The organism is Vitreoscilla filiformis, assembly GCF_002222655.1.
Classification (GTDB): domain Bacteria; phylum Pseudomonadota; class Gammaproteobacteria; order Burkholderiales; family Burkholderiaceae_C; genus Ideonella; species Ideonella filiformis.
This window is the reverse complement of the sequence record NZ_CP022423.1, coordinates 1276521-1300528: the sequence shown is the minus strand read 5'-3', so window position 1 is coordinate 1300528 and position 24008 is coordinate 1276521. Positions and strand designations below refer to the sequence as shown.

19 protein-coding genes are annotated in these 24008 nt (G+C 64.4%); 9 read left to right on the top strand and 10 right to left on the bottom strand.

Features of this window, described 5'->3' with window-relative positions; translation table 11 throughout:
- A complete protein-coding gene (locus VITFI_RS06065) occupies window positions 1-1422 on the bottom strand; it encodes an FAD-binding oxidoreductase (RefSeq protein WP_089416211.1) in 1422 nt (473 codons plus the stop codon).
- 36 nt (window positions 1423-1458) lie between these two features.
- The gene (alr, locus tag VITFI_RS06060) at window positions 1459-2553 is read right to left on the bottom strand and encodes an alanine racemase (protein ID WP_089416210.1); all 1095 of its coding nucleotides are present in this window, start codon (window positions 2551-2553) and stop codon (window positions 1459-1461) included.
- Between the two features lie 87 nt (window positions 2554-2640).
- Here alr and VITFI_RS06055 point away from each other — a divergent pair, with 87 nt between their 5' ends.
- Together VITFI_RS06055 and VITFI_RS06050 are read left to right on the top strand one after the other, a co-directional pair.
- Window positions 2641-3267 (top strand): DedA family protein, encoded by a 627-nt coding sequence (locus VITFI_RS06055; protein ID WP_089416209.1) that lies wholly within the window; start codon window positions 2641-2643, stop codon window positions 3265-3267.
- 6 nt (window positions 3268-3273) lie between these two features.
- Window positions 3274-4149, top strand: coding sequence for a DMT family transporter (locus tag VITFI_RS06050; protein WP_089416208.1), 876 nt, complete (start codon window positions 3274-3276; stop codon window positions 4147-4149).
- A gap of 13 nt (window positions 4150-4162) precedes the next feature.
- Here the strand turns inward: VITFI_RS06050 and VITFI_RS06045 are convergent, their stop codons facing one another.
- Window positions 4163-4816: a class I SAM-dependent methyltransferase gene (locus VITFI_RS06045; RefSeq protein ID WP_089416207.1), complete on the bottom strand. Its 654-nt coding sequence runs from the start codon at window positions 4814-4816 to the stop codon at window positions 4163-4165.
- Between the two features lie 142 nt (window positions 4817-4958).
- On the bottom strand, window positions 4959-5357 hold the full coding sequence (locus VITFI_RS06040) for a thioredoxin family protein (RefSeq protein WP_089416206.1): 399 nt from the start codon (window positions 5355-5357) through the stop codon (window positions 4959-4961).
- A 79-nt stretch (window positions 5358-5436) separates the two neighbouring features.
- Between VITFI_RS06040 and VITFI_RS06035 the strand changes: the two genes are divergently transcribed.
- The 3 genes from VITFI_RS06035 to VITFI_RS06020 all read left to right on the top strand — a co-directional run bounded on the left by VITFI_RS06035 (window position 5437) and on the right by VITFI_RS06020 (window position 12461).
- Entirely contained in the window at window positions 5437-8007 is a 2571-nt protein-coding gene (locus tag VITFI_RS06035) for a TIR domain-containing protein (RefSeq protein ID WP_089416205.1), read from the top strand.
- A gap of 380 nt (window positions 8008-8387) precedes the next feature.
- Window positions 8388-11312 (top strand): glycosyltransferase, encoded by a 2925-nt coding sequence (locus VITFI_RS06025; RefSeq protein WP_157725579.1) that lies wholly within the window; start codon window positions 8388-8390, stop codon window positions 11310-11312.
- Between the two features lie 219 nt (window positions 11313-11531).
- Entirely contained in the window at window positions 11532-12461 is a 930-nt protein-coding gene (locus tag VITFI_RS06020) for a hypothetical protein (protein WP_157725578.1), read from the top strand.
- Between the two features lie 27 nt (window positions 12462-12488).
- Here the strand turns inward: VITFI_RS06020 and VITFI_RS06015 are convergent, their stop codons facing one another.
- A complete protein-coding gene (locus VITFI_RS06015; RefSeq protein ID WP_089416201.1) occupies window positions 12489-13433 on the bottom strand; it encodes a DMT family transporter in 945 nt (314 codons plus the stop codon).
- Window positions 13434-13520: 87 nt separating this feature from the next.
- Between VITFI_RS06015 and VITFI_RS06010 the strand changes: the two genes are divergently transcribed.
- A complete protein-coding gene (locus VITFI_RS06010) occupies window positions 13521-14834 on the top strand; it encodes a tryptophan--tRNA ligase (protein ID WP_089416200.1) in 1314 nt (437 codons plus the stop codon).
- A gap of 28 nt (window positions 14835-14862) precedes the next feature.
- Here the strand turns inward: VITFI_RS06010 and VITFI_RS06005 are convergent, their stop codons facing one another.
- The 3 genes from VITFI_RS06005 to VITFI_RS05995 form a co-directional block, all read right to left on the bottom strand.
- The gene (locus VITFI_RS06005) at window positions 14863-16149 is read right to left on the bottom strand and encodes a TRAP transporter large permease (protein WP_089416199.1); all 1287 of its coding nucleotides are present in this window, start codon (window positions 16147-16149) and stop codon (window positions 14863-14865) included.
- Entirely contained in the window at window positions 16146-16847 is a 702-nt protein-coding gene (locus tag VITFI_RS06000; protein ID WP_089416198.1) for a TRAP transporter small permease, read from the bottom strand. The genes VITFI_RS06005 and VITFI_RS06000 overlap by 4 nt, the downstream gene beginning before the upstream one ends.
- Before the next feature lie 81 nt (window positions 16848-16928).
- Window positions 16929-17957 carry a TRAP transporter substrate-binding protein gene (locus VITFI_RS05995; protein WP_089416197.1) on the bottom strand — a complete coding sequence of 343 codons (1029 nt, stop codon included), beginning with the start codon at window positions 17955-17957 and terminating at the stop codon, window positions 16929-16931.
- A gap of 108 nt (window positions 17958-18065) precedes the next feature.
- Here VITFI_RS05995 and VITFI_RS05990 point away from each other — a divergent pair, with 108 nt between their 5' ends.
- Together VITFI_RS05990 and VITFI_RS05985 are read left to right on the top strand one after the other, a co-directional pair.
- Window positions 18066-20066, top strand: a complete 2001-nt coding sequence (locus VITFI_RS05990; RefSeq protein WP_089416196.1) for a sensor histidine kinase — start codon at window positions 18066-18068, stop codon at window positions 20064-20066.
- Entirely contained in the window at window positions 20063-20686 is a 624-nt protein-coding gene (locus tag VITFI_RS05985) for a response regulator transcription factor (protein WP_089416195.1), read from the top strand. Before VITFI_RS05990 ends, VITFI_RS05985 begins: the two co-directional genes overlap by 4 nt.
- Here VITFI_RS05985 and VITFI_RS05980 read toward each other — a convergent pair.
- Complete coding sequence (locus VITFI_RS05980) at window positions 20649-21224, bottom strand: hypothetical protein (protein WP_089416194.1); 576 nt, start codon at window positions 21222-21224, stop codon at window positions 20649-20651. The two genes, VITFI_RS05985 and VITFI_RS05980, sit on opposite strands and share 38 nt — an antisense overlap.
- Window positions 21211-22485: an FAD-dependent monooxygenase gene (locus VITFI_RS05975; protein ID WP_089416193.1), complete on the bottom strand. Its 1275-nt coding sequence runs from the start codon at window positions 22483-22485 to the stop codon at window positions 21211-21213. The genes VITFI_RS05980 and VITFI_RS05975 overlap by 14 nt, the downstream gene beginning before the upstream one ends.
- Before the next feature lie 475 nt (window positions 22486-22960).
- Between VITFI_RS05975 and VITFI_RS05970 the strand changes: the two genes are divergently transcribed.
- Window positions 22961-24007: an SPFH domain-containing protein gene (locus VITFI_RS05970; RefSeq protein WP_089416192.1), complete on the top strand. Its 1047-nt coding sequence runs from the start codon at window positions 22961-22963 to the stop codon at window positions 24005-24007.
- The last annotated feature ends 1 nt before the right edge of the window (window position 24008 follow it).

Here is a 24008-nt window from a genome sequence, read left to right as displayed (position 1 = left end):
TTAAACCGCTGGGCGCTGAAAAATCTTGCCCGGGTTGAGGATGTTGTCCGGATCGAGCGCTTGTTTGATCGCCCGCATCATCGCCACCCCACCCGCGCCGGCTTCCTCCAGCAAGAACCCTTGTTTGTGCAGGCCGATGCCGTGCTCCCCGGTGCAAGTGCCTTGCATTGCAATGGCCCGGCGCACCACGCCTTCGTTCAAACGCTCGGCCAGCTCGCGTTCCTCAGGCCGCGCCGGATCGATGAGGTATGCGATGTGGAAATTGCCATCGCCCACGTGCCCAACGATGAAATAAGGCAATCCCGCTGCACGCGCTTCGTCCTCGGCCACGGTCACCGCCTCGGCCAGGCGTGAGATGGGCACACAGGTGTCCGTGGTCACGGCGCGGCAGCCGGGCTTGGTTTGCAGGGCCGACAAATAAGCGTGGTGCCGCGCTCGCCACAACCGCGTGCGTGCTTCGGGCGTGGTGGCCCACTCGAACGCTTGGCCACCGTGCTCGTGCGCCAGCGCTTGCACCGTTTCGGTTTGCTCTTGCACGCTGGCGGGGCTGCCGTGAAACTCCATCAGCAGCATCGGGCTTTCTTTCAAACCGAGTTTGTCGTTCAGGTTGACGGCGCGCACCGCGTTGCTGTCCAACAGCTCACAGCGGGCGATGGGCACCCCCATCTGGATGATGGCGATGGTGGTGTTCACCGCCGACGCCACATCGTCAAACGAACAAATGGCCGCCGCCACGCTTTCGGGCAGCGGGTGCAGCTTGAGCGTGATCTCGGTGATCACCCCCAACGTGCCCTCGGAACCGACCATCAAGCGCGTCAAGTCGTAACCCGCGCTGGACTTGCGTGCCCGCGTGCCGGTGTGAATCACCTCCCCGCTGGCGGTGACCACGGTCAACGCCAACACGTTCTCGCGCATGGTGCCGTAGCGCACGGCGTTGGTGCCAGAGGCACGTGTGGCCGTCATGCCGCCGATCGAAGCATCCGCGCCCGGATCGATGGGGAAAAACAGCCCGGCATCTTTCACCGTTTGGTTGAGCTGGCTGCGCAACACGCCGGGCTGCACACGCACGGTCTGATCTTCGGCATTGAGTTGCAGCACCGTGTTCATGCGCGACAAGTCCAAACTCAACCCGCCCTGCACCGCCAGCAAGTGGCCTTCCAGCGAGGAGCCCGCACCATACGGAATCACCGGCACCTTCCAGCGGGCGGCCTGAGCCACCGCGAAGGCCACCTCCTCGGTGCTTTCGCAGAACAACACGGCGTCGGGCGGGGGCACATCAAAGGGCGACTCGTCCCGGCCATGGTGCTCGCGCACCGCCCACGCCGTGGACAAGCGCGCACCCAAACGCTCGGCCAGCACCGCCAGCAGTTCGGCGGGAACGGGTCGAGGGGTGATCAGGGGTTGATGGGAAACCGGGGTCATCGCCAATCCAATCCGTTTCGGGGGTTGAGTTCGTCGTCACACCAAGGACATCGGCACACGCGGCGCCACCGCACACATCAGCTCATAGCCAATGGTGCCCGCTGCCCGGGCCACTTCGTCGATGCCCAGCACACGGCCACGCGGGCCACAGCCCCACAGCGTCACCTCGGTGCCCAAGCCGGCGTGCGGCACGGGGGTCAAATCCACCGCCAGCATGTCCATCGACACCCGCCCGACCGTGGTGGTGCGCACCCCATCGACCAAGATCGGTGTGCCCGTCGGTGCGTGACGCGGATAACCATCGGCGTAACCGCACGCCACCACCCCCACCCGCATGGGCGCTGGGGCGGTGAAGGTGCTGCCGTAACCCACCGTGTCCCCGGCCACCAAGTTTTGGGTGGCGATGAGGCGCGAGCGCAGGGTCATGCCGGGGCGCAGATCCCAAAATGCTGCGTCGTGCTCCGGAAAATCGGGCACACCGCCGTAGGTCAAGATGCCGGCGCGCACCCAATCGGCCCGAACGCCGGCGGCTGAAAGGTGGCGCAACGTCGCGGCGCTGTTGGCCAAGCTGCGCTCGCCGGGCAAATCGTGCGTGGTGGCTTCCCAGGCCGCCATTTGGTGGGCGATGCCGCGTGGCCCATCCGCATCCGAAAAGTGGGTGACGAGGGAGATTTCATCCACCTGCGGCAACGCATTGAGCCGCGCCCACGCCGCCCGCAGCGCTTGCGGTTGAAACCCCAAGCGGTTCATGCCGCTGTTCATCTTGAGGAACACGCGATGGGGCGCATGGGTTTTGTGCGCGGCCAGCCAGTCGATCTGCTCGGTGCAGTGGATCACGTGCCACAGGTTGAGCCGCGAACACAGCTCCAAATCACGCGGCTCGAACACCCCTTCGAGCAACAGGATGGGGCCACGCCAATCCAAAGCACGCAGGCGCTCGGCTTCGGCCAAATCCAGCAGGGCAAACCCGTCCGCCCCGCGCAGGGCCTCGAAAGCGCGCTCAATGCCGTGCCCATAGGCGTTGGCCTTGACGACCGCCCAAACACGCGCATCCGGAGCGCATGCCCGGGCACGTCCCAAATTGTGGGACAGGGATTCAGCATGAACCAAGGCTTCTATCGGACGGGGCATGGGAAAGAAACACCAGCAACAGGGATGGGGGAGTGTGCCAGAGGGCGATACTGCTATAACCGCGCCCTGCCGCTTCAGCGCCCTGCCATGGAAGTCTTCAACGTCCTGCTCCCCATCTTTACCGAATACGGCTATCTGGCAGTGTTCACCATGCTGTTGATCTGCGGATTTGGCATTCCCGTCCCCGAAGACGTGACCTTGGTGACCGGCGGTGTGATCGCCGGCATGGGTTACGCCGATGTTCACACCATGTTTGCTGTCGGCATGGCCGGCGTGCTCATCGGTGATGGCATGGTGTTTTTAGCGGGTCGCCACCTGGGGCGCCGCGTCATGGGCTGGCCCGGCGTGCGCTGCGTGCTGACGCCGGTGCGCTTTCGCAAAGCGCAGCGCGTTTTCGTCAAGTATGGGCGCTGGGTGATGTTCGTCGCCCGTTTTCTGCCCGGTTTGCGCACCCCAGTGTTTTTCACCGCCGGCACCACGGGCCGCGTGAGCTTCCTGACGTGGTTCGTCATGGATGGGCTGGCGGCACTCATCAGCGTGCCAGTGTGGGTGTACCTGGGCTACTTCGGCGCTCGCAACTGGGAATGGATGTTCAGCGTGCTGCACCGCTTCCAGTACGGGATTTTCGCGCTGCTGGGCTTGGGGGCCATCGCCCTCGGCGTGCTGTGGTACCGCAAGCGTCAGCACCAGGCGGCCAAGCATCCCGCGTCCTGATCCCGGATGGCATCGCCTTCTCACACCTCACCGCCCGCAGCGGTGGCGGGGCTGTTGTTCAACGCCATGGTCTGGGGCCTGTCGTGGTGGCCCATGCGGGAATTGCAGGCGCAAGGGCTGCATCCGCTGTGGAGCACCGCCTTGGTGTTTGGGCTGATCACGCTGCTGCTGGGGAGCGTGCGTCCGCGAGCTTGGCGTGACGTGTTCACCACCCCAGCACTGTGGTTGATTTTGCTGGCGTCGGGTGTCACCAACGCTTCGTTCAACTGGGGCATCACGGCTGGCGACGTGGTGCGTGTGGTGCTGCTGTTTTACCTGATGCCGCTGTGGCTGGTGCTGCTGGCATGGTGGCTGCTGGACGAACGCCCCAGCGCTTCGGCTTGGCTGCGGGTGCTGCTGGCCATGGGCGGCGCCGCTGCGGTGCTGTGGCCTGCCGAGGGGCAATCCTTGGGGGCGGGCTGGCAGTGGGTCGATGGGTTGGGGCTGCTGGGTGGCCTGAGCTTCGCGTTCAACAGCGTGATGCTGCGCCGCGAAGCCCACCTCGACCGCGCCGCCTGCGGATTGGCCATGTTCCTGGGCGGTGTGATGGTGGGCACGTCCCTGGCGGTGGGCATGGCCGCACCCCTGCCCCCAATGGCCCACGCCACCGATTGGCTGCCCGGTGCGACGCTGCTGGGTTTGGCTTTCTTGGCCAGCAACCTGAGTTTCCAGTACGGTGCAGCGCGGCTGCCCGCCAGCATCACGGGGGTGGTGATGCTCACCGAAGTGCTTTGGGCCGCCGGTTCAGCGTGGTGGCTGGGTGCCGGCACCCTGACCCCTGCGTTGGCCGTGGGGGGCTTGTTGATCGTCGGGGCGGCCGCTCTGGCCGCGTGGCGCCCGTGAAGGCGGACTCAACTCAAGGAGCGTCGGGCACTTGGCCGTGGGCCACATACACCGCCCCCTGCCACACCGGCTCGACGCGCAACCCCGGCAACACGGCTGCCAACAAACGCCACGGCGCTTCCAAACCCCGCAATGAGCTGACCGAATAGAGCGCCGCACTCCACACCCAGGCGTTGGTGGCCCACGCCCATGCCGGGGCCCACTGCAAACCGGTGGCCACAACGTGGGCGCCGGGTCGCAGGTGTCGCAGCACTTGGGCCAAGGCTTGCGGATCGCACACGATGTCGTGGGTGAAGTGGAACATGGCCGCATCGGCCCATCCCACGAGGGGCGCTTGTTGCACTGAAGCACACACCAGCTCCACCGCCGTGCCGCTGCGATCCACGGCCACCCGCTCCCGTGCCTGCGCCAGCATCTCGGGGCACTGCTCCACTCCCACCACACGCCCCTGGGGGCCCACGGCTTGGCACAAGCCGGGCAAACTCAGTCCTGTGCCGCAACCCACGTCCAGCACGGTCTGACCTGGCCTGAGGTTCAGCCGATCAATGGCCTGGCGCCGGATCGGCTCGAAAGGCGCCAACTCCATGTCATACCGTGAGGCACGCTGGCGATACAGCGCGAGCATGGCCTGCCGGGACGGCGGCGGCGGGTGAGGGGGCACAACCATGGTGTCTCCTGATGTGGAGAGCGCAGCATTGCTGGCCTCGGCGCACTTGTCCAGTCCGAGTGTTGCCTAAGTTCAAACCAGTGACAGCCCCCCATCGCCTGGACGGCACCCTCCTCACCAAACGCTTGAAGGCGCCGGACTTTCAGGGTTGGCAGTCGGGTGACTCGGCCAAGGCCGTAACGACTTCAGCCAAACCCGCTTGCGTCAAACGGGGCAACCGACCTTGTTCGCCCTGCCGCAACAACCGTTCAACCAAGGGCGCTTGGGGCAGGATCGTGCCCCAAAAACCCTGGCCACCGGGCTGGCTCAACAGCAGGGTGGGAAAGTTGTCGATGTCCGGTGCGCCCCCGGGGGCGGTTTCCAACGCATCGGCGTGGTCTTCGATGTCCACCCAGACAAAGCGCCATTCGGGGTGGGCTTGCGCCAAGGCGGCAAACGCCGGGCGAAAAGCCTCGCACGTGGTACACCATCCGGCACACAGGCAAGCCACCACGCCTTGGATGGCCGGCTGGGTGGGTGACAACTGGGGGGAGATCGACATAGGCGCGCAGTGTGCCACTCTCCACCTATGCACCTTGGAGAACAATCCGGCATCCGGGACTCCGTCTGTTTGACCGACCATGCCCACCTCTTCGCTGTTTCTGTCCCATGCGCCGGCCGATGCCGATACGGCCACGCTCCTGCTCCAATGGCTCCAAACCCAAGGCATCGACGTCCACCTGGACGCCCATGCGGCCCCCGCGACGGCGGTCTGTTTGGTGCTGTTGAGCCCCCACTGGCTGCTCAGTGCCACGGCGTGGACGCCCGTGTCGTCGCTCCGACAGGCTGGGCACCCCGTTTGGGTGCTCGTCAGCCCCGAAGTGCCCCACCAAGCCACGGACAGCCGCAGCCGCAGCCGCCACGCTGAATTGGCCCTGGCACTGAGTGCCCATCCAGCGGTGGCGTGGCTGCATGAGTCTGATTGGCTCTGGTCGTGTGCTGCGCCCGGTCAGCCCATCGATTGGCAAACCTTGCTGCTGCACCTGCAACGCGGTGATGCCCCCGCACCCACGCCAGCACACGCAGAACAGCGCCGCTTGCAAGCGCTGTGCTGGGGGCTGCAATCCCGGGCGGCGGGGCTGGCGGCCCAGCAAGCGGTGCAGCACCGCCCGGATGTGGCCCTGGCTCTGGCCGCCGCAGCGGCTGATGTGGCCGATACCGTCCCCGCTCGCCAAGCGCTGTTGACCAGCCTGGGCCAGTGTCCTGGGCTGCAACGCATCCTGCACCTGCATCCGGCAGGCCGCCCGGTGGGCGCATTGGCGTTCAGCCCAGATGGCGACTGGCTGGTCAGCATCGACACCCGCGCCGACTCACGCGACACCCGTCCCACCCACCTCAGCTTCGTCCACTTGGGCGACATGCGCGTGCGCGAGACCTCACAAACCCGCGCCGGCATGATCACCGCCCTGGCTTGGGGTCGTCCCTGGTTGGCATTGGCGGCCCAAGGGGGCATCCATTGGCTGCGCTGGAATGAAACCGAGCAACGCTTCGGGGCACGCAAACCCTCGGCATTGAGTGAAACGGCGGTGCCGCGCTGGCTGTCGTGGTCGGGTCCGAATGGCCCGGGTGGCGAGGACTGGCTCGCTTGGGGCAGTGCCGACGGCATCCTTGGTCTGATCCGTCCTCAAGACAGCCGGGGCAGCGAAACCCGCTTGCGCTACGCGGGCCGCCCCGATGCCCTCCAAGGTCTGGCCTGGCTCAGCGGCCAGCAACTGCTGACGGTGGAACGCAACGAGGTGTTCGTGCGCCCAATGCCCGATCTGGAACCGGCCACCTCCCTGGCCAAAGTTGAACAGGTCTTCAGGCTGTGGTCGCACAACGGCCACTGGCTGTTGAGCTGCAAGCGCCAAGGCCGTTATGGGGTGTTGCGGGGTCACTTCGGCCAAGCCAAGAGTTTTGAGGTGATGCCGCTGGAGTCCTGTTTTGAAGCGGCGGACTTCAGTTTGGAAGTGGGGGAATCGCAGTGGCTGGTTTGCCCGCTGGAGCCTCCCCGTCCTTCCACCCATGGGCTGGCTTGGGGCACGCGCCCCGCGCTGTTCCAAACCCTGCTGCGCCCGGAAGCGGGGCAGCCCACCGCGCTGGCCGTGGACGTGCTGCGCCACCGCGCCGCCACCGGGGATGTGCGCCAAGGTCACGTCATGCTCTGGGAATTGGGGGCGCGCCACCCCTTGCTGCAACCGACCCTCCCAGCCAGCACGGTGAGCCAGTGCTTGACATGCGAAGACGCCACTTTGGTGTGGATCGATGCACAAGGCGATGTCCACCTGGGCGACACAGACGTGGCCCACACGCGCCAGCACATCCGCGTCAACGGCTTCAGTGCGGTGCGCATGTTGACGCTAGACAACGCCAACGCCCTGCTGCTGCTCGGCCCACGCGGCGACGCCGTGGCCATCGACCGGGCCGGGCAACTGCATGACTCCGTGCTGTGGCCCGCCCCCCTCACCCCTGGCACCCTCGGGTTGGTGGCGTGTGCGAGTGCGGTGGCCCGCTCTGCCACCATCGACGGCCAAGGCATGATGCGCCTGCTCGACGGCCCGCCCCATGCATGGGAGCAAGTGGCCGAGTGGCACGTGGCCGGACAGGTGCTGGCCGTGGCCTTGTCCCCCTATGGCGACCAAATCTATGCCCTGATTGCCGAGGGGTTCATCCGCGTGGCCCGTTGGCAAGCCGGCGGCGACGGGGACTTGCCCGAATGGGCCCTGGTGTTGCGCAGCAACAAACCCGGCCCCATCCTCGCGGACGAGCAAGGGGGCCTGCTGGTGGCCGATGGCTGCGATGTGTACTGGCTGCCCCCGGCGGGCAGCGAGGATGCCGCTGTCGTGCTGCGCGACCACCCTGCCCCCGTGCTGCATCTGGCGGCCACACCCGACATGCTGCTGTGTGTCACCTGCCGGGATGCGGCCTCGAAAGACGAAGTGCTGCACCTCTGGAGCCGCACAGGCCAGAGCCTGGGGCGCTTGGCTTTGGCCGACAAGGTCGCCACCTTGCTGACCTCCCGAGAGGGCCGCAGTGCGTGGCTCCACACCGTGACCGGCGCACTGTGGCGCCTGCCATTGGACATCGACCATTGGGCCGACACCGCCCGTCACTTGGCCGGACGCCCCCTGAGCCCACAAGAGCGACAAGCGCACGGTTTGGTGGAGGCGTGAAATCCCGTATCGTCAACCAGCTAGACTAACGGCCAGTTTTTCTGGATGACATGTCGTCCTCCGCAAATCTGCCACTTTCACATCTTCAGTCATGAGCCAGTCTTCCAAAACAACGCCTGCTGGGCTGCCTTCCGTCGATCTGTCTTTGGCCGATGCGGGCATTGACGGCCTGTACGGCCACACACTGAAAGGATGGGTGCGCACCCGCGTGCTGCCCGCCTTGCCTGCCGAAATCCAGGTCTATGCGGATGGCGAATTTGTCCTGACGGCCCGTGCCCAGAAAGGACGCCTTGACATCGTGGACGCCAAAGGGCAGACCGCAGCTGTGGACTTTGAAGTGCGCATGCCCGGGTTGCTTGCTGTTCACCGGTGGCCAGCGCGTGATCACCTTGCGATTCCAAGGCTCCGAGCTGGCGGGCAGCCAGACCGCCCTGAACTTCCCCCTGTCGATCAATGTGGAGCGCATGCTGCCGGTGATGGGGCACGCCGATGCCATGCGTGGCTTGTTTATCACGGGCTGGGCCCTGGATCCGGAGAATCCCACCGCACCGGTCACGGTCGAGCTGATGTCCGATGGCCAGACCGTGGCCCGCAGCACAGCCAACAAGTTCCGCGCTGATCTGGCCAAACTCCAATTCGCTGAAGGCTACTGCGCCTACACCTTGCGCCTGCCGCCAGAAGTGTTTGACGGCAAGACACACAAACTGACCGTGCGTGAGACCATCACCGGCACCACGCTGGCAGGGCCGGAGATCACGCTGCCGGATCTGGTCATCGAAGGCAAAATCGAAGGTCTGAACGGCGCAGGGTTTACCGGCTGGTTGCATGTGCAGGGCAAGGAAGCCCGCCACGCACTGGATTTGTGGATCGACAACGAGCTCGCCTCCAGCGGCGAAGCGGCCTCGCCTCGCGAGCACAACGCCCCCGGCCAACGCTTCTTCTTGGGCGTACCGGATCGGTTCTTGGATGGTCGCCCCCACGAAGTTTCGGTGACGCTGCGCAAACATCCGGGCCGCGTGGTCGACGTGGGTGTGTTCATGCTGCTCAACCAGTTGACCCCCAGCGATGCGCTGCAACGCTATGCAGGCACGCGCTACCTGCGCAGCTACCTGTCGCCGCTGGGGCCGCAGCGGTATGAATCGCTGCGGCGTGGCCTGTCTCGGTTGTCGGATGCCGCGCTGAGTGCCGACAGCCCCGAAGCCATCGCCGAACTCAAACAAGCCGTGTTGAACATGGCGCTGGGTCAGGAACAGGTGATCCGTGGCTTCACCGGGCCGCTGCAAACCTATGACCCGATCGTCTTCCCAGCTTGGGACTCCCCCAAGGTGTCGATCGTCATTCCGGTTCACAACAAGTTCGCCACCACTTACACCTGCTTGGCTTCGCTCGCAGCGGCCCAGTGCCGCGCCAGCTACGAAGTGATCGTGGTCGACGACGGCTCCAGCGACGAAACCGAGGACATCCAGACCATCGTTCAAAACATCACCGTGGTGCGCCACGAGGTGGCTCAAGGCTTCGTCGGTGCCAGCAATGCCGGGGGTGAAGCAGCGCGTGGTGAGTATGTCGTGATGCTCAACAACGACACCGAAGTCATGTCGGGCTGGCTGGACGAGCTGCTGGACCCGTTCGAGCGCTTTGACAACGTCGGCATGACCGGCGCCAAGCTGATCTACCCCAGCGGCGACCTGCAAGAAGCCGGCGGGCTGGTGTGGGGCAATGGCCAACCCTGGAACATTGGCCGCAACGGCAACCCAGCCGAGCCCCGCTACAACTACGTGCGGCAGGTGGACTACCTGTCGGGGGCCTGTGTGATGCTGCCCGTGCCCCTGTGGAAGGAACTCAAGGGCTTCGACACCTACTATGCCCCGGCCTACTACGAAGACACCGATTTGGCCTTCCGTGTGCGCGCCAAGGGTTTCAAAACGGTCTACACCCCGTTCTGTGAAGTGGTTCACTACGAAGGCGTCAGCAACGGCACCAGCACCAGTGGCAGCGGGCTGAAGCGCTTCCAAGCCATCAACAGGCCGAAGTTCCTGCGTCGCTGGGCCGAGGCTTACCAGCACAACGGCGTCAACGGCCACGACAAGCCCCATCTGCTCCAAGACCGTGGCGTGCGCTTCCGTGCCCTCGTTTTGGACGCCCAAACCTTGACGCCCGACCAAGATGCCGGCAGTTACGCCGCATTGCAGGAAATTCGCATCCTGCAATCCTTGGGTTGCAAGGTGACGTTCGTTCCGTCGAACGTCGCCTTCATGGGCGGCTACACGGAACAACTCCAGCGCATGGGCGTGGAGACGCTGTATGCCCCGTTCTGCTACAGCATGGCGGAAGTGATCGAAAAGCGCGGCAGCGAGTTCGACTTCTTCTACATCGCCCGCTATGGCGTGGCCGAGCAGGTGGTGGACAAGATCCGCTCGCTCTACCCGGAAGCCAAGATCATCCTGAACATCCACGACCTGCACTTCTTGCGTGAGCTGCGCGAAGCCATCCACGACCAAGACGGTCAAAAGATGGGTCGCGCTCTGCAAACGCGTGAGAGCGAACTCAAGGTCATCAGCAAGGTGGACCTGGCTCTTTCCTACAGCGAAGTGGAGCAAGCAGTCATCACCAGCCACAGCACGGCCACAAACGCGACGCCCACGGGTGCTTGCCCCTGGGTGGTGGAAACCGCCCAAGACATCCCACCGTTCGAAGCACGCCAAGGCATCGCTTTCTTGGGTGGTTTTGGCCACCGTCCGAACATTGAAGCCGTGGAGTGGTTCGTCCGCGAAGTCATGCCGCTGCTGCGCGAGCGTCTGCCGGGCGTGCCGTTCTTGATCTACGGCAGCAAGGCGCCAGAACGCTTCAAGAAGCTCGAAGGTGAGGACATCATCCTCAAGGGCTTCGTCAAAACCACCGATGAGGTGTACGACACCGCTCGCGTTTTTGTAGCGCCGCTGCTGACCGGCGCTGGATTGAAGGGTAAGGTGATCGGCGCGTTCTCACGCGGCATCCCGACGGTGATGACCCCCACTGCCGCCGAAGGCACGGGCGCTCGCCATGGCGATCAAGCCATGATTTGCGCCGAGCCGGCTCAATGGGCGGAGCACATCGCCGAGATTTACGAAAGCCAAGAACGGTGGGAGGCCATGAGTGCCGCTTGCCGCCGTTTGACCCAAGACCAATACTCGTTCGACCATGGCCGCGAGGTGTTGGCCGATGCGCTGCGACAAATCGGCATCTTCCCACCGGCCAAGCCCCAGTCGCTTTGGCCGCGCCTGTTGGACGGCTCCCCTGTGGAGACCATCAACAAAGCTGTGAAGTAAGGCTGAGTTCGGTGCGAAAAGAGGGACCGGTGTGACCCTCTTTTCGCCTCTTGCCCGGGGTGCCAACTGCTGCACCGGCGTCATCCGGACGATGCCACTGTTGTTCATGCCGGTCACACTTGGATGACCCGCGCTTTTCCGATTCAAACAATGACCACTCCAAAGCTCCTGCTCCACATTGGGCCGCACAAGACTGGAACCACGTTCATTCAAAAGCGATTGTTTGCTCACTCAGAGCAACTGAGCGCCAGCGGGATCAACTATGTTCCTGACGGCATCAACATCGCTTATGGGCAGCACAAAATCGTCGAAGAGTTCCAGAGTTCTGGTCATTCTCCAATTTTGGAAAATGCCCTCCAGAAATTCGGTGAGTTTTCACTGAACATCATTTCCTCCGAGAATTTCGATCGCCTCAATGCCAAGCAGGTGGCCAGTTTGGCCAAAATGCTCAAATCGGTGGACACCACAGTCGTCTACGTGATGCGGCGGAGTGACGATCTGCTGGTGTCCAGTTGGCAAGAAAGCATCAAGCACGGCGCTGAAGCCACATGGTCGGAGTATTTCTTCCCGCACATGGCACGGCCCTACGGCAGCCAGTTGTTCAATCCGTCGGTGGTTCTGGATCTCTATCACAAGAACTTCCCCGGTAAAGTCAAGGTTCTGAACTTCGATACCTTGGCCGCCGACGGTACTGATTTGGTCACGGCCTTGCTGCAAACCGTTGAGGTCAGCCCACCGTTCGAAGTCAAGCAAGAGCGTATCAACGCCTCCATGCCGATTCCCCATGTCGAAGTGCTGCGGGCGCTCAATGTGATGTGGCGGCAGCATGGCAATGGCTCTTCAAATGTGCGTGTCCGTACCGCTTTCTTGGGTTTGGTCAAGCAGGGCCACGCCGACATCAAACAGCTGGCTGCGTTGGTGTCGAACACCATGGCGCCCCAACAAGTCGCCGGGTCGTTCACGCAGCAAGCGCCGTTTTCCACCTTTTTGGCCAAGTACCAATCGGCTTTGGTCGGACGCTGGGAACAGCAGTTGTCGCCCAAAACCTACAACTTACCGAGTACCGCGTGGCTGCTCCACGCCGAGGCCCCCCCAGCGATGGAACGCCTGTTGAGGGACGTCCAAGAAGCGCTCAAGGACACTCCCTGACGCGCCTTCAAGTGTCAAACCGGGTGCTCACGGTGCCCGGTGCTGGGGAACACCCCAACTGACACCTGCCACCAGCAAACCCACCCCGGCCAACGTGAGCGTATCCGGCCACGCTTGGCGCCAAACATAGGTGTAAGCCAGGGCCGACAAGGTTTCAAACACGATGAGCTGGCCGGCCAAGCGCGTCGGCAGGCGCTGGCTGGCCTCGTTCCAGCAGAGCGTCCCGACCCACGATGCCAGCAGGCCAATGGCCAGCATCATCCCGACGTACAGCAGCGGGCGGGGCCCCAGCGGCATGGCCCATGGGGCATCGGTGGCACTGAAATACCCCCAAGTCAGCGCAAAACCCAGGCTCGCCAAGGGCAGTGTCATCAGCCCTTGTGCTGTGGCCCAACTGCGCGGGCTGCGCTGGGTGTGATGTCGCAACCAATCGGCGTTGCGGATCGGATACCACGTCCAGCACACCACCGCGCCCACCGCCAACACCGCCCCCCAGGCGTAGCGCACCGGATCGGCATGTGGATCGGCCAGCAAGCTTTGCAGCTCGCTTTGGTTCACGCACAACAAGCCGAGCGAGATTAAACCCAGGGAAGGGGCCATGTGGCGCCAAGGCAAGCGCCCATCACGCGCCGCATTGCGTCGATTGGCCACGATGGCAATAACCACCGGCAGCGTCCCGATGATCATCGTCGGCAGGGGGCCGCCAGCCCGTTGCAACGCCGACGCCAAAAACAGGTAGTACAGCACGTTGCCGACCAGGGAGAGTTTCAGCGCCTCCCACCAATCGGCCCGCGTCAGCTCGCGCAGGTTGGCACGATCCAGCCACCCGAGCGGCAGCGCGATCAGCCCAAACGCGAGGTAACGACCAAAGGCCAGCATCACCGCTGGGTAATCGTCCAAGATCAGGGGGCCGACAAAAACCAAGCCCCACATCAGGCCGGCGGCCAGGGCAAACAGGGTTCCAAGCAGCATGGCGCCTCGCAAGTCATCGACAAGCGGCGCAGGCTACCGCAGACAATGCCGAATCTTTCACGTTTTTCCCAGCTCGCTCGAATCGCCATGCAAACCCGCGTCCTCACTGGCATCACCACCACCGGCACCCCGCACTTGGGCAACTATGCTGGCGCAATCCGCCCGGCCATCGCCGCCAGTCAGCGTGCTGACGTGGATGCGTTTTTCTTCTTGGCCGACTACCACGCCCTGATCAAGTGCGACGATCCGGCCCGCATCGAGCGCAGCCGCCAAGCGCTGGCAGCGACGTGGCTGGCGTCGGGCCTCGACCCGAACCGCGTGACGTTTTACCGCCAGAGCGACATCCCCGAAATCCCCGAGCTGACTTGGCTGCTGACCTGCGTCACCGCCAAGGGCCTGATGAACCGCGCCCACGCCTACAAGGCCGCCGCCGACGCCAACACCGCAGCGGCGCGGGATGTGGACGATGGGGTGACGATGGGTTTGTTCAGTTACCCCATCCTGATGGCCGCCGACATTTTGATGTTCAACGCCCATCAAGTGCCTGTCGGACGCGATCAGGTGCAGCACATCGAGATGGCGCGAGACATCGCTTCGCGCTTCAACCACCTGTTCGGCCAGGGGCGTGAGTTTTTTGTGCTGCCCGAGGCGGTGATCGAAGAACAGGTGGCGGTGCTGCCCGGCCTGGATGGCCGCAAGATGAGCAAAAGCTACGACAACACCATTCCGCTCTTCGACGGCGGCGCCAAGGCCTTGAAAGAAGCCATCGCCCGTGTGGTGACGGATTCCAAACTGCCGGGTGAGCCGAAGGACGCCGAAGGCTCACACCTCTACACGCTTTACAGCGCATTTGCTTCGGCTGAACAAACGGCTGGTTTCCGCACAGACTTGCAAGCTGGCCTGGGCTGGGGTGAGGCCAAAACCCGCTTGTTCGAGTTGCTGGATGGGCATCTGGCGCCGATGCGTGCGCGTTACGAGGAACTGATGGCCCGCCCTGCCGAGCTGGAAGAGATCCTCATGAACGGCGCCGCCAAGGCGCGTGCCCAGGCCGCCCCGCTGCTGGCCGAGCTGCGCAACGCCGTGGGCCTGCGCCGCATGGTGGCGGCCCCGGTGGCCAGCAACGCCGCCAAGGCGGAGAAGGCCAAACCCGCGCTGCCGGTGTTCAAGCAGTACCGCGAGGCGGATGGCCAGTTCTATTTCAAACTCAGTGCGCACGATGGACGGGTGCTGCTGCAAAGCCAGGGGTTTGCCAGTGGCCGCGAAGCAGGGGACTGGGTGAAGCGACTGAAAACCCAAGGCGCTGCCGCATTGCCCGAGGTGCCGCTGCAACCGGCACCCGCCGACCTCTTGGCTGAAGCGCATACCGCCCTGGAGGCCCTGGTCAGCGCACTCGGCGCATGAACCTGGCGCCCCCACCTGTCCGCTTTCGTCAGGCCACCATGCCCAACATGCGCGGCAGCCACAGCGACAGGCCCGGCCAGTAGGTCACCACCGCCAAGAAGCCGAGCATGGACAGCAGCCACGGCCACACCGCCACCGTCAGCTCGGTGATGCCCATCTTGGTGATGCCCGACGCCACGTAGAGGTTCAGCCCCACGGGCGGGTGGCACATGCCCACCTCCATGTTCACCACCATCAGGATGCCGAAGTGAACCGGGTCAATGCCCAGCTTGACCGCCACCGGGAACAAGATGGGCGCGAAGATCAGCACGATCGACGACGGCTCCATGAAGTTGCCCGCCAGCAGCAAGATGATGTTCACCGCCAGCAAGAAGGCGATCGGGCCGAAGCCGTTCTGCAAAATCCAGTCGCCCAGCGCCTGCGGGATGTTCTCGTTGGTCATGATGAACGAGAACAGCACGGCGTTGGTGATGATGTAAAGCAGCATCGCCGCCATGTTGGCCGAGTTCAGCAGCACCTTGGGCACGTCTTTCAGGCCCATGTCCTTGTAGACGAACACCGCCACGATGAAGGCGTACACCGCCGACATCGCCGCTGCTTCCGTCGGGGTGAAGATGCCCGAGTAGATGCCGCCCATCACCACCACGATCAGGAACAAGCCCCAGATCGATTCACGCAGCGCCTTGAGCCGCGTGGCCCAGCTCGCTTTGGGTTGGCGCGGGTAGTTGAACTTGCGGGCGCGGTACCAGGTCACGCCGCCGAGCACCCCGGCCAGCGCCAAGCCCGGAATCACCCCGGCCATGAACAGCGCGCCCACGGAGGTGTTGGTGGCCACCGAGTACATCACCATCACGATGGAGGGCGGGATCAGGATGCCCAGTGCGCCCGACGTCGAGATGACCCCGGCGCCGAAGCGGTTCGGAAAGCCTGCCTTGACCATCGCCGGCAGCAAGATCGAGCCGATCGCCACCACCGTGGCCGGGCTGGAGCCCGACACCGCCGCAAACAGCGCACACGCCAACACCCCCGCCAAGCCGAGGCCGCCATACCAGTGGCCGACCATCGCGCTGGCGAAGTTGATCATGCGTTTGGCCACCCCGCCGTGGGTGAGGAAGTTGCCCGCCAAGATGAAGAACGGGATCGCCATGATCTCGAACTTCTCAATGCCGGTGAACAGCTTGAGCGCCACCGACTCCAGCGGCACCTCGGTCATGGTGAACAAGAAGGTGAGCACCGTCAGGCCGAGCGAAATCGAGATCGGCATCCCGGTGAGCATGAGCACGGCCAGCAAGCCGAAGATGACCAGGGCATTCATGGCTGAGACTCCTTGCCGTTCGCGTTCGGGGCCTTGTGGTGGTGCTTGAGGTCGTGCATGTGCAGGTTGTCGTCCATGCCGTAGGGGTTGGCATCGACAGGCACTTCTTCATCCAAGCCATCGACGTGGCCGTGGTCGTGGTGCGGCAGTTCACCGGTCTTGGTGAAGTTCCACGCCACTTGCAGGAAGCGGAAACACATCAGCGACGAACCCAACGGAATCGCGCTGTACACGATCCACGTGGGCCACTCCAAATCGGGGGTGGTGGGACCTTCGTACAGATCGGGGGCTTCGATGCCAAAGGCATGGAAGAAGGCATAGTGCGCGCCGTTTTCCCAAACGAAGTTGCCACCCAGCGTGGCGACGATGCCGGTGAACAGGGCCCCCGCGAGCAGGCCGAAGAGCACGAACTTGGCGCGCTTGCTGTCGTCCAGACGGTTGATCAGCACATCAACGCCGACGTGGATGCCCGTCCGCACACCATACGCGGCGCCAAACTTGGCCATCCAAACGAACAGGATGATGCACAGCTCTTGCGCCCAGCCAAAGTTCAGGCTGATGAGCCAGTCCTGGACGCCAGGAATGGCGTAACCGGACAAATAACGGTGCATCACCGACAGAAAGATGATGACGGTGGCACTGCCCATGAGCAGGGTCACCAGCAGCTCTTCCAGGTGGTTGAGCAATCGGTTGAACATGAGAGTCTCCCAACAGGAGACGCGGCGACGGGGGCCGCAGCCCCCGTCGTTCACGTCGTCACAGGGTGAGGGTCAAGGGGATCAGAGCTTGTCGGGCGAGAAGCCGGCGTCTTTGTAGATGGACTGGATCACGTCCTTGCCGATGCGGCTTTCCATCTTTTGATGCACCGGCACCAACGCCTTCTTGAAGGCCAGGCGCTCAGCCGGGGTCGGTTTGTAGATCGTGGTCTTGCCGCTCTTTTCGACGGCAGCCAGCGCGGTGTCGTTTTCCACCTTGGCAATCGCGTTGGCGTAGGTGGTGGACTGCGCCATGGCTTGTTCAAGCTGGCCCCGGATGTCCGCCGGCAGCCCGTCCCAGAACTTTTTGTTGACGATCACGGCGTAACCCAGGTAGCCGTGCTCGGTCAGCGTCAAGTTCTTTTGCACTTCGTGCATTTTTTGGGTGTAGAGGTTGGAGATGGGGTTCTCGGTGCCATCCACCACGCCGGTTTGCAGCGCTTGGTAGACCTCGGAGAATGCCATCACCTGCGGCAGCGAACCCAGGGCGCGCATCTGCTCTTCCAGCACCTTGGAGGACTGGATGCGCATCTTCTTGCCCTTCAGATCGGCCGGCGCCTTGATCGGCGCATTCAGCGAGAAGGACTTGAAACCGTTGTCCCAATAAGCCAACCCGCGAATGCCCTTGGGCTCCAGTTTGGACAGCAACATCTTGCCCGACGCCCCATTCGTCACCTGATGCAGCGACTCGTAGCTGCTGAAGATGAACGGCAGGTCAAACACCTCGAACTCTTTCACGCCCAGCGGACCGAATTTGGCCAGCGAAGGCGCCAACATCTGCACCGCGCCCAGTTGCAGGGCTTCCATTTCTTCCTTGTCCTTGTACAAAGTCGAGTTCGCGTAGACCTCGACCTTGACGCGGCCCTTGGTCAGCTCGGCGGCCTTCTTGGCGAAGTGCTCGGCGGCCTTGCCTTTGGGCGTGTCGGCGGCGACAACGTGGCTGAACTTGATGACGATGGGCGCTTGCGCCCACGCCACGCTGGACGCCGACAGCGTCAGCACAGCGGCTGCGGACAGGGCCAACCGGCGGGTGAAGGACAACGGGGAAGTCATGGCGTGTCTCCTGGGGGGCGATGAATGCGGGCGAGTGTGCGAAAACCTCATCCCCGGTGAAACTGTGGACTTCCACATTTCGCCGCATCTTGCCCCGATCCTCTCTCTATGACTGCGGGTTTACCCTTATCTTCTTCGATTCCCTCACCGGCTCGTGCGCCCCGACGCCGGGGGTTGTGGGCCGTGCCGCTGGGGTTGTCCCTGCTGTTTGTGCTGGGGGTGGTGATCTGGGCGCAGCGCAATGCGCACGAAGAACGGGAAGAACTGCGCCGCTCGCTGATCTCGGATGCCCTGAGCGTGGAAGCCCAACTGCGCACGCGCCTCGATTTGGAACAAGCGCTGCTGCGCACCCTGGCGGCGCAACTGGCCACGGCCCCGCGCTCGGCGGCGTCGCTCCAGGCGTCGCCCTACGTGTCGGCGGGTTTTCGGCGCCTGTGGATCGGATTGACGTGGCTGGATGCCCGCAACCGCATCGTGGCCCATCTGGACAACCCCGACATGCCCCGCGACCCCCATCTCGGCAGCGAGGAGGACGCGGCCCAACCCGGCCTGTCCGCGCACTTGGTGGCGCCCGTCAGCACCCGCACCGATGCGACCGATGGCGAAGTCGCCCATCCGCACGACGTCAACAGCGAAAAGCTGGTGGCCCGCTACCTGCCGGCGGGGCTGCTCAAACGCGGCACGCCGTGGTGGATCACCCACAAATACAACGTGCGGCTGGTGGATGTCTCCGAACACGTGCTGGCCACGCTGGAACAACCCGACACCCGCTGGCCCCGGCGTGACCGCACCGCACAGCAAGACTTCACCTACCGGGTGCTGGTCGGGCCTGGGCTGCCCGGCACCTACTTGGAGCTGGCGCTGCGTGAACCGCCCTCCTCGTGGGCAAACAATGTGCCGCTGGTGTTGGTGGGGGGGTTTTTGGTGCTGATCGTCTGGGCGACGTGGCTGCTGCGCCAACAGGTGCGGCAGGTGTTGCAAGCGGAGTCGGCCTGGCGCACGGAAGCCGCGTGGCGCGGTGCGATGGAGGATTCGGCCCTGGTCGGCCTGCGGGCGCGTGATGCGCAGGGGCGGCTGATCTACGTCAACCGCACGTTTTGCGAAATGGTGGGGCGCCCGGCCGATGAGCTGGTCGGGCGCTTGCCTCCGATGCCTTATTGGCCCAGCGATGCGCTGGACGAAGCCGAGCAGCGCAGCCAACGCAACCTCGCCGGCTTGGCCCCACGCGAGGGCTACGAAGCCCACTGGGTGCATGCCGATGGCCGGCGTGTGGACGTGATGGTGTTCGAATCGCCTTTGGTGGATGCGTCGGGGCGCCACATCGGCTGGATGGGCTCGATGATCGACATCACCCAACGCAAGCAGCTCGAAGAACGCGAACGCCACCAAGCCGAAGCCATGGCCCACCAAGCCCGCCTGACGACCTTGGGTGAAGTGGCCTCGGCGCTGGCGCATCAACTCAACCAACCGTTGACCGTCATCGCCAGCTACAACAGCGGTGTGTTGCGCATGTTGGAGCGTGCCGGCTTCGACAACGACACCGTGCTCAACGCCCTGCGCCGCCAAGGTGAACAGGTGGCCGAAGCGGGGCGCATCGTGCAACGCATCCGAGGTTTTTTGACGCGCCGGGCGCCCCAGCGCGAACGCTGCGATCTGCCGGCCACACTGCACCGGGCCGTCAAACTGCTGCAACGCGACTGGCGCCACCAGCCCGTGCGCATCGATTGGGCCTTGCCCGACACCCTGCCCGATGTGCTGGCCGATCCGGTGTTGATCGAACAAGTCACCCTCAATTTGGTGCGCAATGCCATCGATGCGGGCCTGGGCGCCCAGCGCCAGCCGGTGCAATTGCGCATCCAGGCGCGGGCGGAGGCGTCGCTGCGCCATGTCTGTGTGTGCGTGGAAGACAACGGCCCCGGCCTGCAAGCCCGCACCATCGAGGAGTTGACCGCGCCGTTTTACTCCACCAAGGCCGAGGGCATGGGCATGGGGCTGGCGATTTGCCGCTCGGTGATCGAAGCCCATCGCGGCAAACTGGATGCTGGCGCATCGAGTGAGCTGGGCGGCGCTTGTTTCCGTTTCACCCTGCCGATCTGGAATGAACCATGACCGATGTTGCGCTGTGCGTCCACCTTGTCGATGACGAAGCCAGTGTGCGCGATGCCTTGTCGTTTCTGTTCAGCTCACACGGCTTGAACGTCTGCACCTACCCGGACGGCCCCACCCTGCTGGCCGCCCTGGCGCGTGAGCCACTGCACGGCTGTTTGCTGTTGGATGTGCGGATGGAGCCGCTGTCCGGCCTGCAACTGCACGATGAGCTGATCGCCCGGGGTGTGAGCTTGCCGGTGATTTTCCTCAGCGGCCATGGCGACATTCCGATGGCCGTCGATGCGCTGCGCAAAGGGGCGTTGGACTTTGTGGAGAAGCCGTTCAGCGACCACGCTTTGGTGGAGCGGGTGCAACGGGCGCTGGCGTTGGCACAAAGCCAGCGCGAACAACAGGCGACGCAGGGCGCCGCCGGTCAACGCCTGGCCAGCCTGACCGAGCGTGAACGCGAGGTGATGCAGCGTGTGGCCGCTGGCAAGCTCAACAAGGTGATCGCCGACGAGCTGCACATCTCGATGCGCACGGTGGAAGTGCATCGCGCCAAGGTGTTCAGCAAGCTGGGGGTGAAGTCGGCGGCGGAGCTGGTCACGCTGTTGGCGCTGACGGGGCGTGTTGCGCCCTGAGCCAGCGCAGGTAATCGCCCAACCCGTTGGGCTGGTCGGCTTGTTCGGCTTGGTGGCACACGTCCGCCCAGTCGTGGCGTGCGGCGTCGATCACCGTGGCCAGACGCGCCACATCCCCGCCACTCAACCGCAACGCCGCCAAATGCACCCGCCCAGGATGCGGCAAATGCGGCCCATATCGCTCCAGATGCTGGCGAGCCAACGCTGTCTGCCCCGGCGCGAACAGCGACTGAAGCAGCGCCGGTAAAGCGTCCGGCGGCACGTCGGGCAAAAAGTGGCCATCGTGCCGAAACTGGAACCCCCAAGCGTCCAGCCAGCGGGCCATGGCCGCTGCTTCGATTGGATCGGGGAAGGCTTGAGCCAACAACTGGCGCTGCACGGTGCCGGAGGTGTCCAACTCACTGGGCGCATAGGCCGCTTGGGCGCACACCCGCGCCGAACGTCGCGCCGCGCCCCACCACGCCACACCGAACGCCCCGGCCAGCGCCAGCAACAACACCAACTCCAGCACCATCACACCAGCTTCAGCGTCGGCCAAACATCATCTGCCGCGCCAGCAGCGACTTGACCGGCGGCAACGCCTGCAACGCCGCCAAACCCAACCCACGCAGCGCCGGCAGCCCCGGCCACTGCCAAGTGAAACTGCGAGCGAGGAAATCGGTGGTGGCGATCATGCTCCAGCGATCCGGCGCCCGCGCCCATTCGACGCGGCGCAGGGCGGCGTCCAAATCGGTGGCATGGCGCAGGGTGCGCACCAAGGCTTGGGCGTCGCGCAGACCCAAGTTCAGACCTTGGCCCGCCACCGGGTGCAGCGTCTGCGCCGCGTTGCCGATACGCACTTTGCGGCCCGCCACCAAGGTGGTTTCGGCGTTCAACCCCAGGGCGAAATGTTTGAGCGGCCCGATGTCCAGCAACGGCCCCGCTGCCTCGGGCAGCAAGGTGGCCAGCACGGTGCGGCGCTGTTCGGGACTGAGTTCGGCCACCGGGTCGTCGTCCGTCGGCACGCACCACACCAGCGACGCCCGCCGCACGCCCGACGCATCCGCCGCCCGTGCGGGCAAAGGCAGCAAGGCCACCGGCCCATGGCGAGTAAACCGCTCAAACGCCGCCCCCGCTGGGATGGGCGCCGCGCCCGCCGGCTGGCCCAGTTGCACCGTGCCGACCCAAGCGGTTTGGCGATAGTCATGGCTGACCGCTTTGCGCGCTTGGTCGGCGAACACCCCGCCTTCGGCGATCACCGCCAGATCGAAGCGTTCCACGACACCCGCTTCGACTTCCACCCCGCCCGACACATCCCGAATCGCCTGCACGGGGGTGCCGAAGCGCATGGCATGCTGCCCGGCGCTGCGGGTGCATTCCGTTTCCCAAGCGCGCTGAAGCGGGGCCACGATCTGGTCATACGCCAAGACGGCACCCAGCGCCGTCACCCCTTGTTCGGCAGCAGTGAGGCGCACCTCGGGGCGGAGCAGCGTTTCACTCAGCGCACCGCCCAGCGTCGGCGGTGCTTGGGAGACGTGAACCTCGGTGATGGGTTGGGCTTGCGCGTCGGGCCAAACGCCGAGCTGGCGCATCAGTTGCACGCTGCCCAGAGACAGGGCGAGGGTGCGAGGATCGGCGGCAACGTCTTTGTCGGCTGGACGGGCATCGAACACCGTCACCTGCACCCCATGCCATCCACGCGCTGCCAGCAATGCCAAGGCCAACCCCGCCGGCCCCGCGCCAATGACAGCGAGTTTGAGCGGGGCGGTTGGTGCGGGAGACACTGGGGCGGAAACGGTCGAAGGGGCGGCACGGGTCATGGGCGGCACTATAAGGTGGCACGGCTTGACTCCCCTCTCCCCTTGCGGGAGAGGGGCCGGGGGAGAGGGGTTCGCAACACACCACGCTCCCCCCACCCTGCTAAACAAAACTCGATATGGCTGGGGCGTTTCCCCCTCTCCCCAACCCCTCTCCCGCAAGGGGAGAGGGGCTTTTTGCGGGGGCGGGTGGCTTCGCATGTCTCCCTCTCCCCTTGCGGGAGAGGGCCGGGGAGAGGGGTTCGCAACACACCACGCTCCCCCCACCCTGCTAAACAAAACTCGATATGGCTGGGGCGTTTCCCCCTCTCCCCAACCCCTCTCCCGCAAGGGGAGAGGGGCTTTTTGCGGGGGCGGGTGGCTTCGCATGTCCCCCTCTCCCCTTGCGGGAGAGGGCCGGGGAGAGGGGGACACACACCTGCCGGGCACGGCGCAACCGTATGATGATCAACCCGTTCTCGCAGCCAAGGAGCGCCCCATGGGCCTGATGAGTTTCATCAAGAAACAGTTCATTGACGTCATCGAATGGAACGAGTCCGGCGACGGCACCTTGGCCTGGCGCTTCCCGATGGCCGACAACGAAATCCAACACGGTGCCCAGCTCACCGTGCGCGAAAGCCAAGTGGCGGTGTTCATCAACGAAGGCCAAGTGGCGGACGTGTTCGGCCCCGGCTTGCACAAGCTCACCACCCAAACCCTGCCGGTGCTCACCTACCTGAAGAACTGGGACAAGCTGTTTGAAAGCCCGTTCAAGAGCGATGTCTACTTCTTCAGCACGCGCCAGCAGCTCGACCAGCGCTGGGGCACCCAGCAGCCCATCACCCTGCGCGACAAAGACTTCGGCATGGTGCGCCTGCGTGCCTTCGGTAACTACAGCTACCGGTTGACCGATCCGAAGCGCTTTTTCACCGAAATCAGCGGCACCCGCGAGCGCTACACCACCACCGAGCTGGACGGCCAATTGCGCGGCTTGATGCTGCAACACATCAGCGACGCCGTGGCCAGCAGCGGCTTGCCCTTCCTCGATCTGGCCACCAACCAAATCGAGTTTGCCCAGCAACTGCGCCAAGCCACCACCGCCGCCTTCCAAGCCATCGGCCTGCAACTCGATGGCGTGACGGTGCAGAACGTCTCCCTGCCCGAAGACCTGCAAAAAATCCTCGATCAGCGCATCGGCATGAACATGATCGGCGGCGCGAACATGGGCACCTTCATGCAGTACCAAACCGCCCAAGCCATCCCCAAAATGGCCGAAGGCGTGGCCCAGGGCGGCGGTGGTGTGGTCGGTGATGCCATGGGGCTGGGCGCTGGCCTGGCGCTGGGGCAAACGCTGGCCCAGCAGTTCGGGCAGGGTCTGGGCGCAGCGGCATCGGCGGCAGCACCGGCACCGGTGGCCGTCACCCCCATGTCTGCTGACGAGGTCGTGGCCACGCTGGAAAAACTCGCCGGCCTCAAGGCCAAAGGCATCTTGACCGACGACGAGTTCAGCGCCAAAAAGGCCGAGTTGCTCAAGCGTTTGGTCTGAC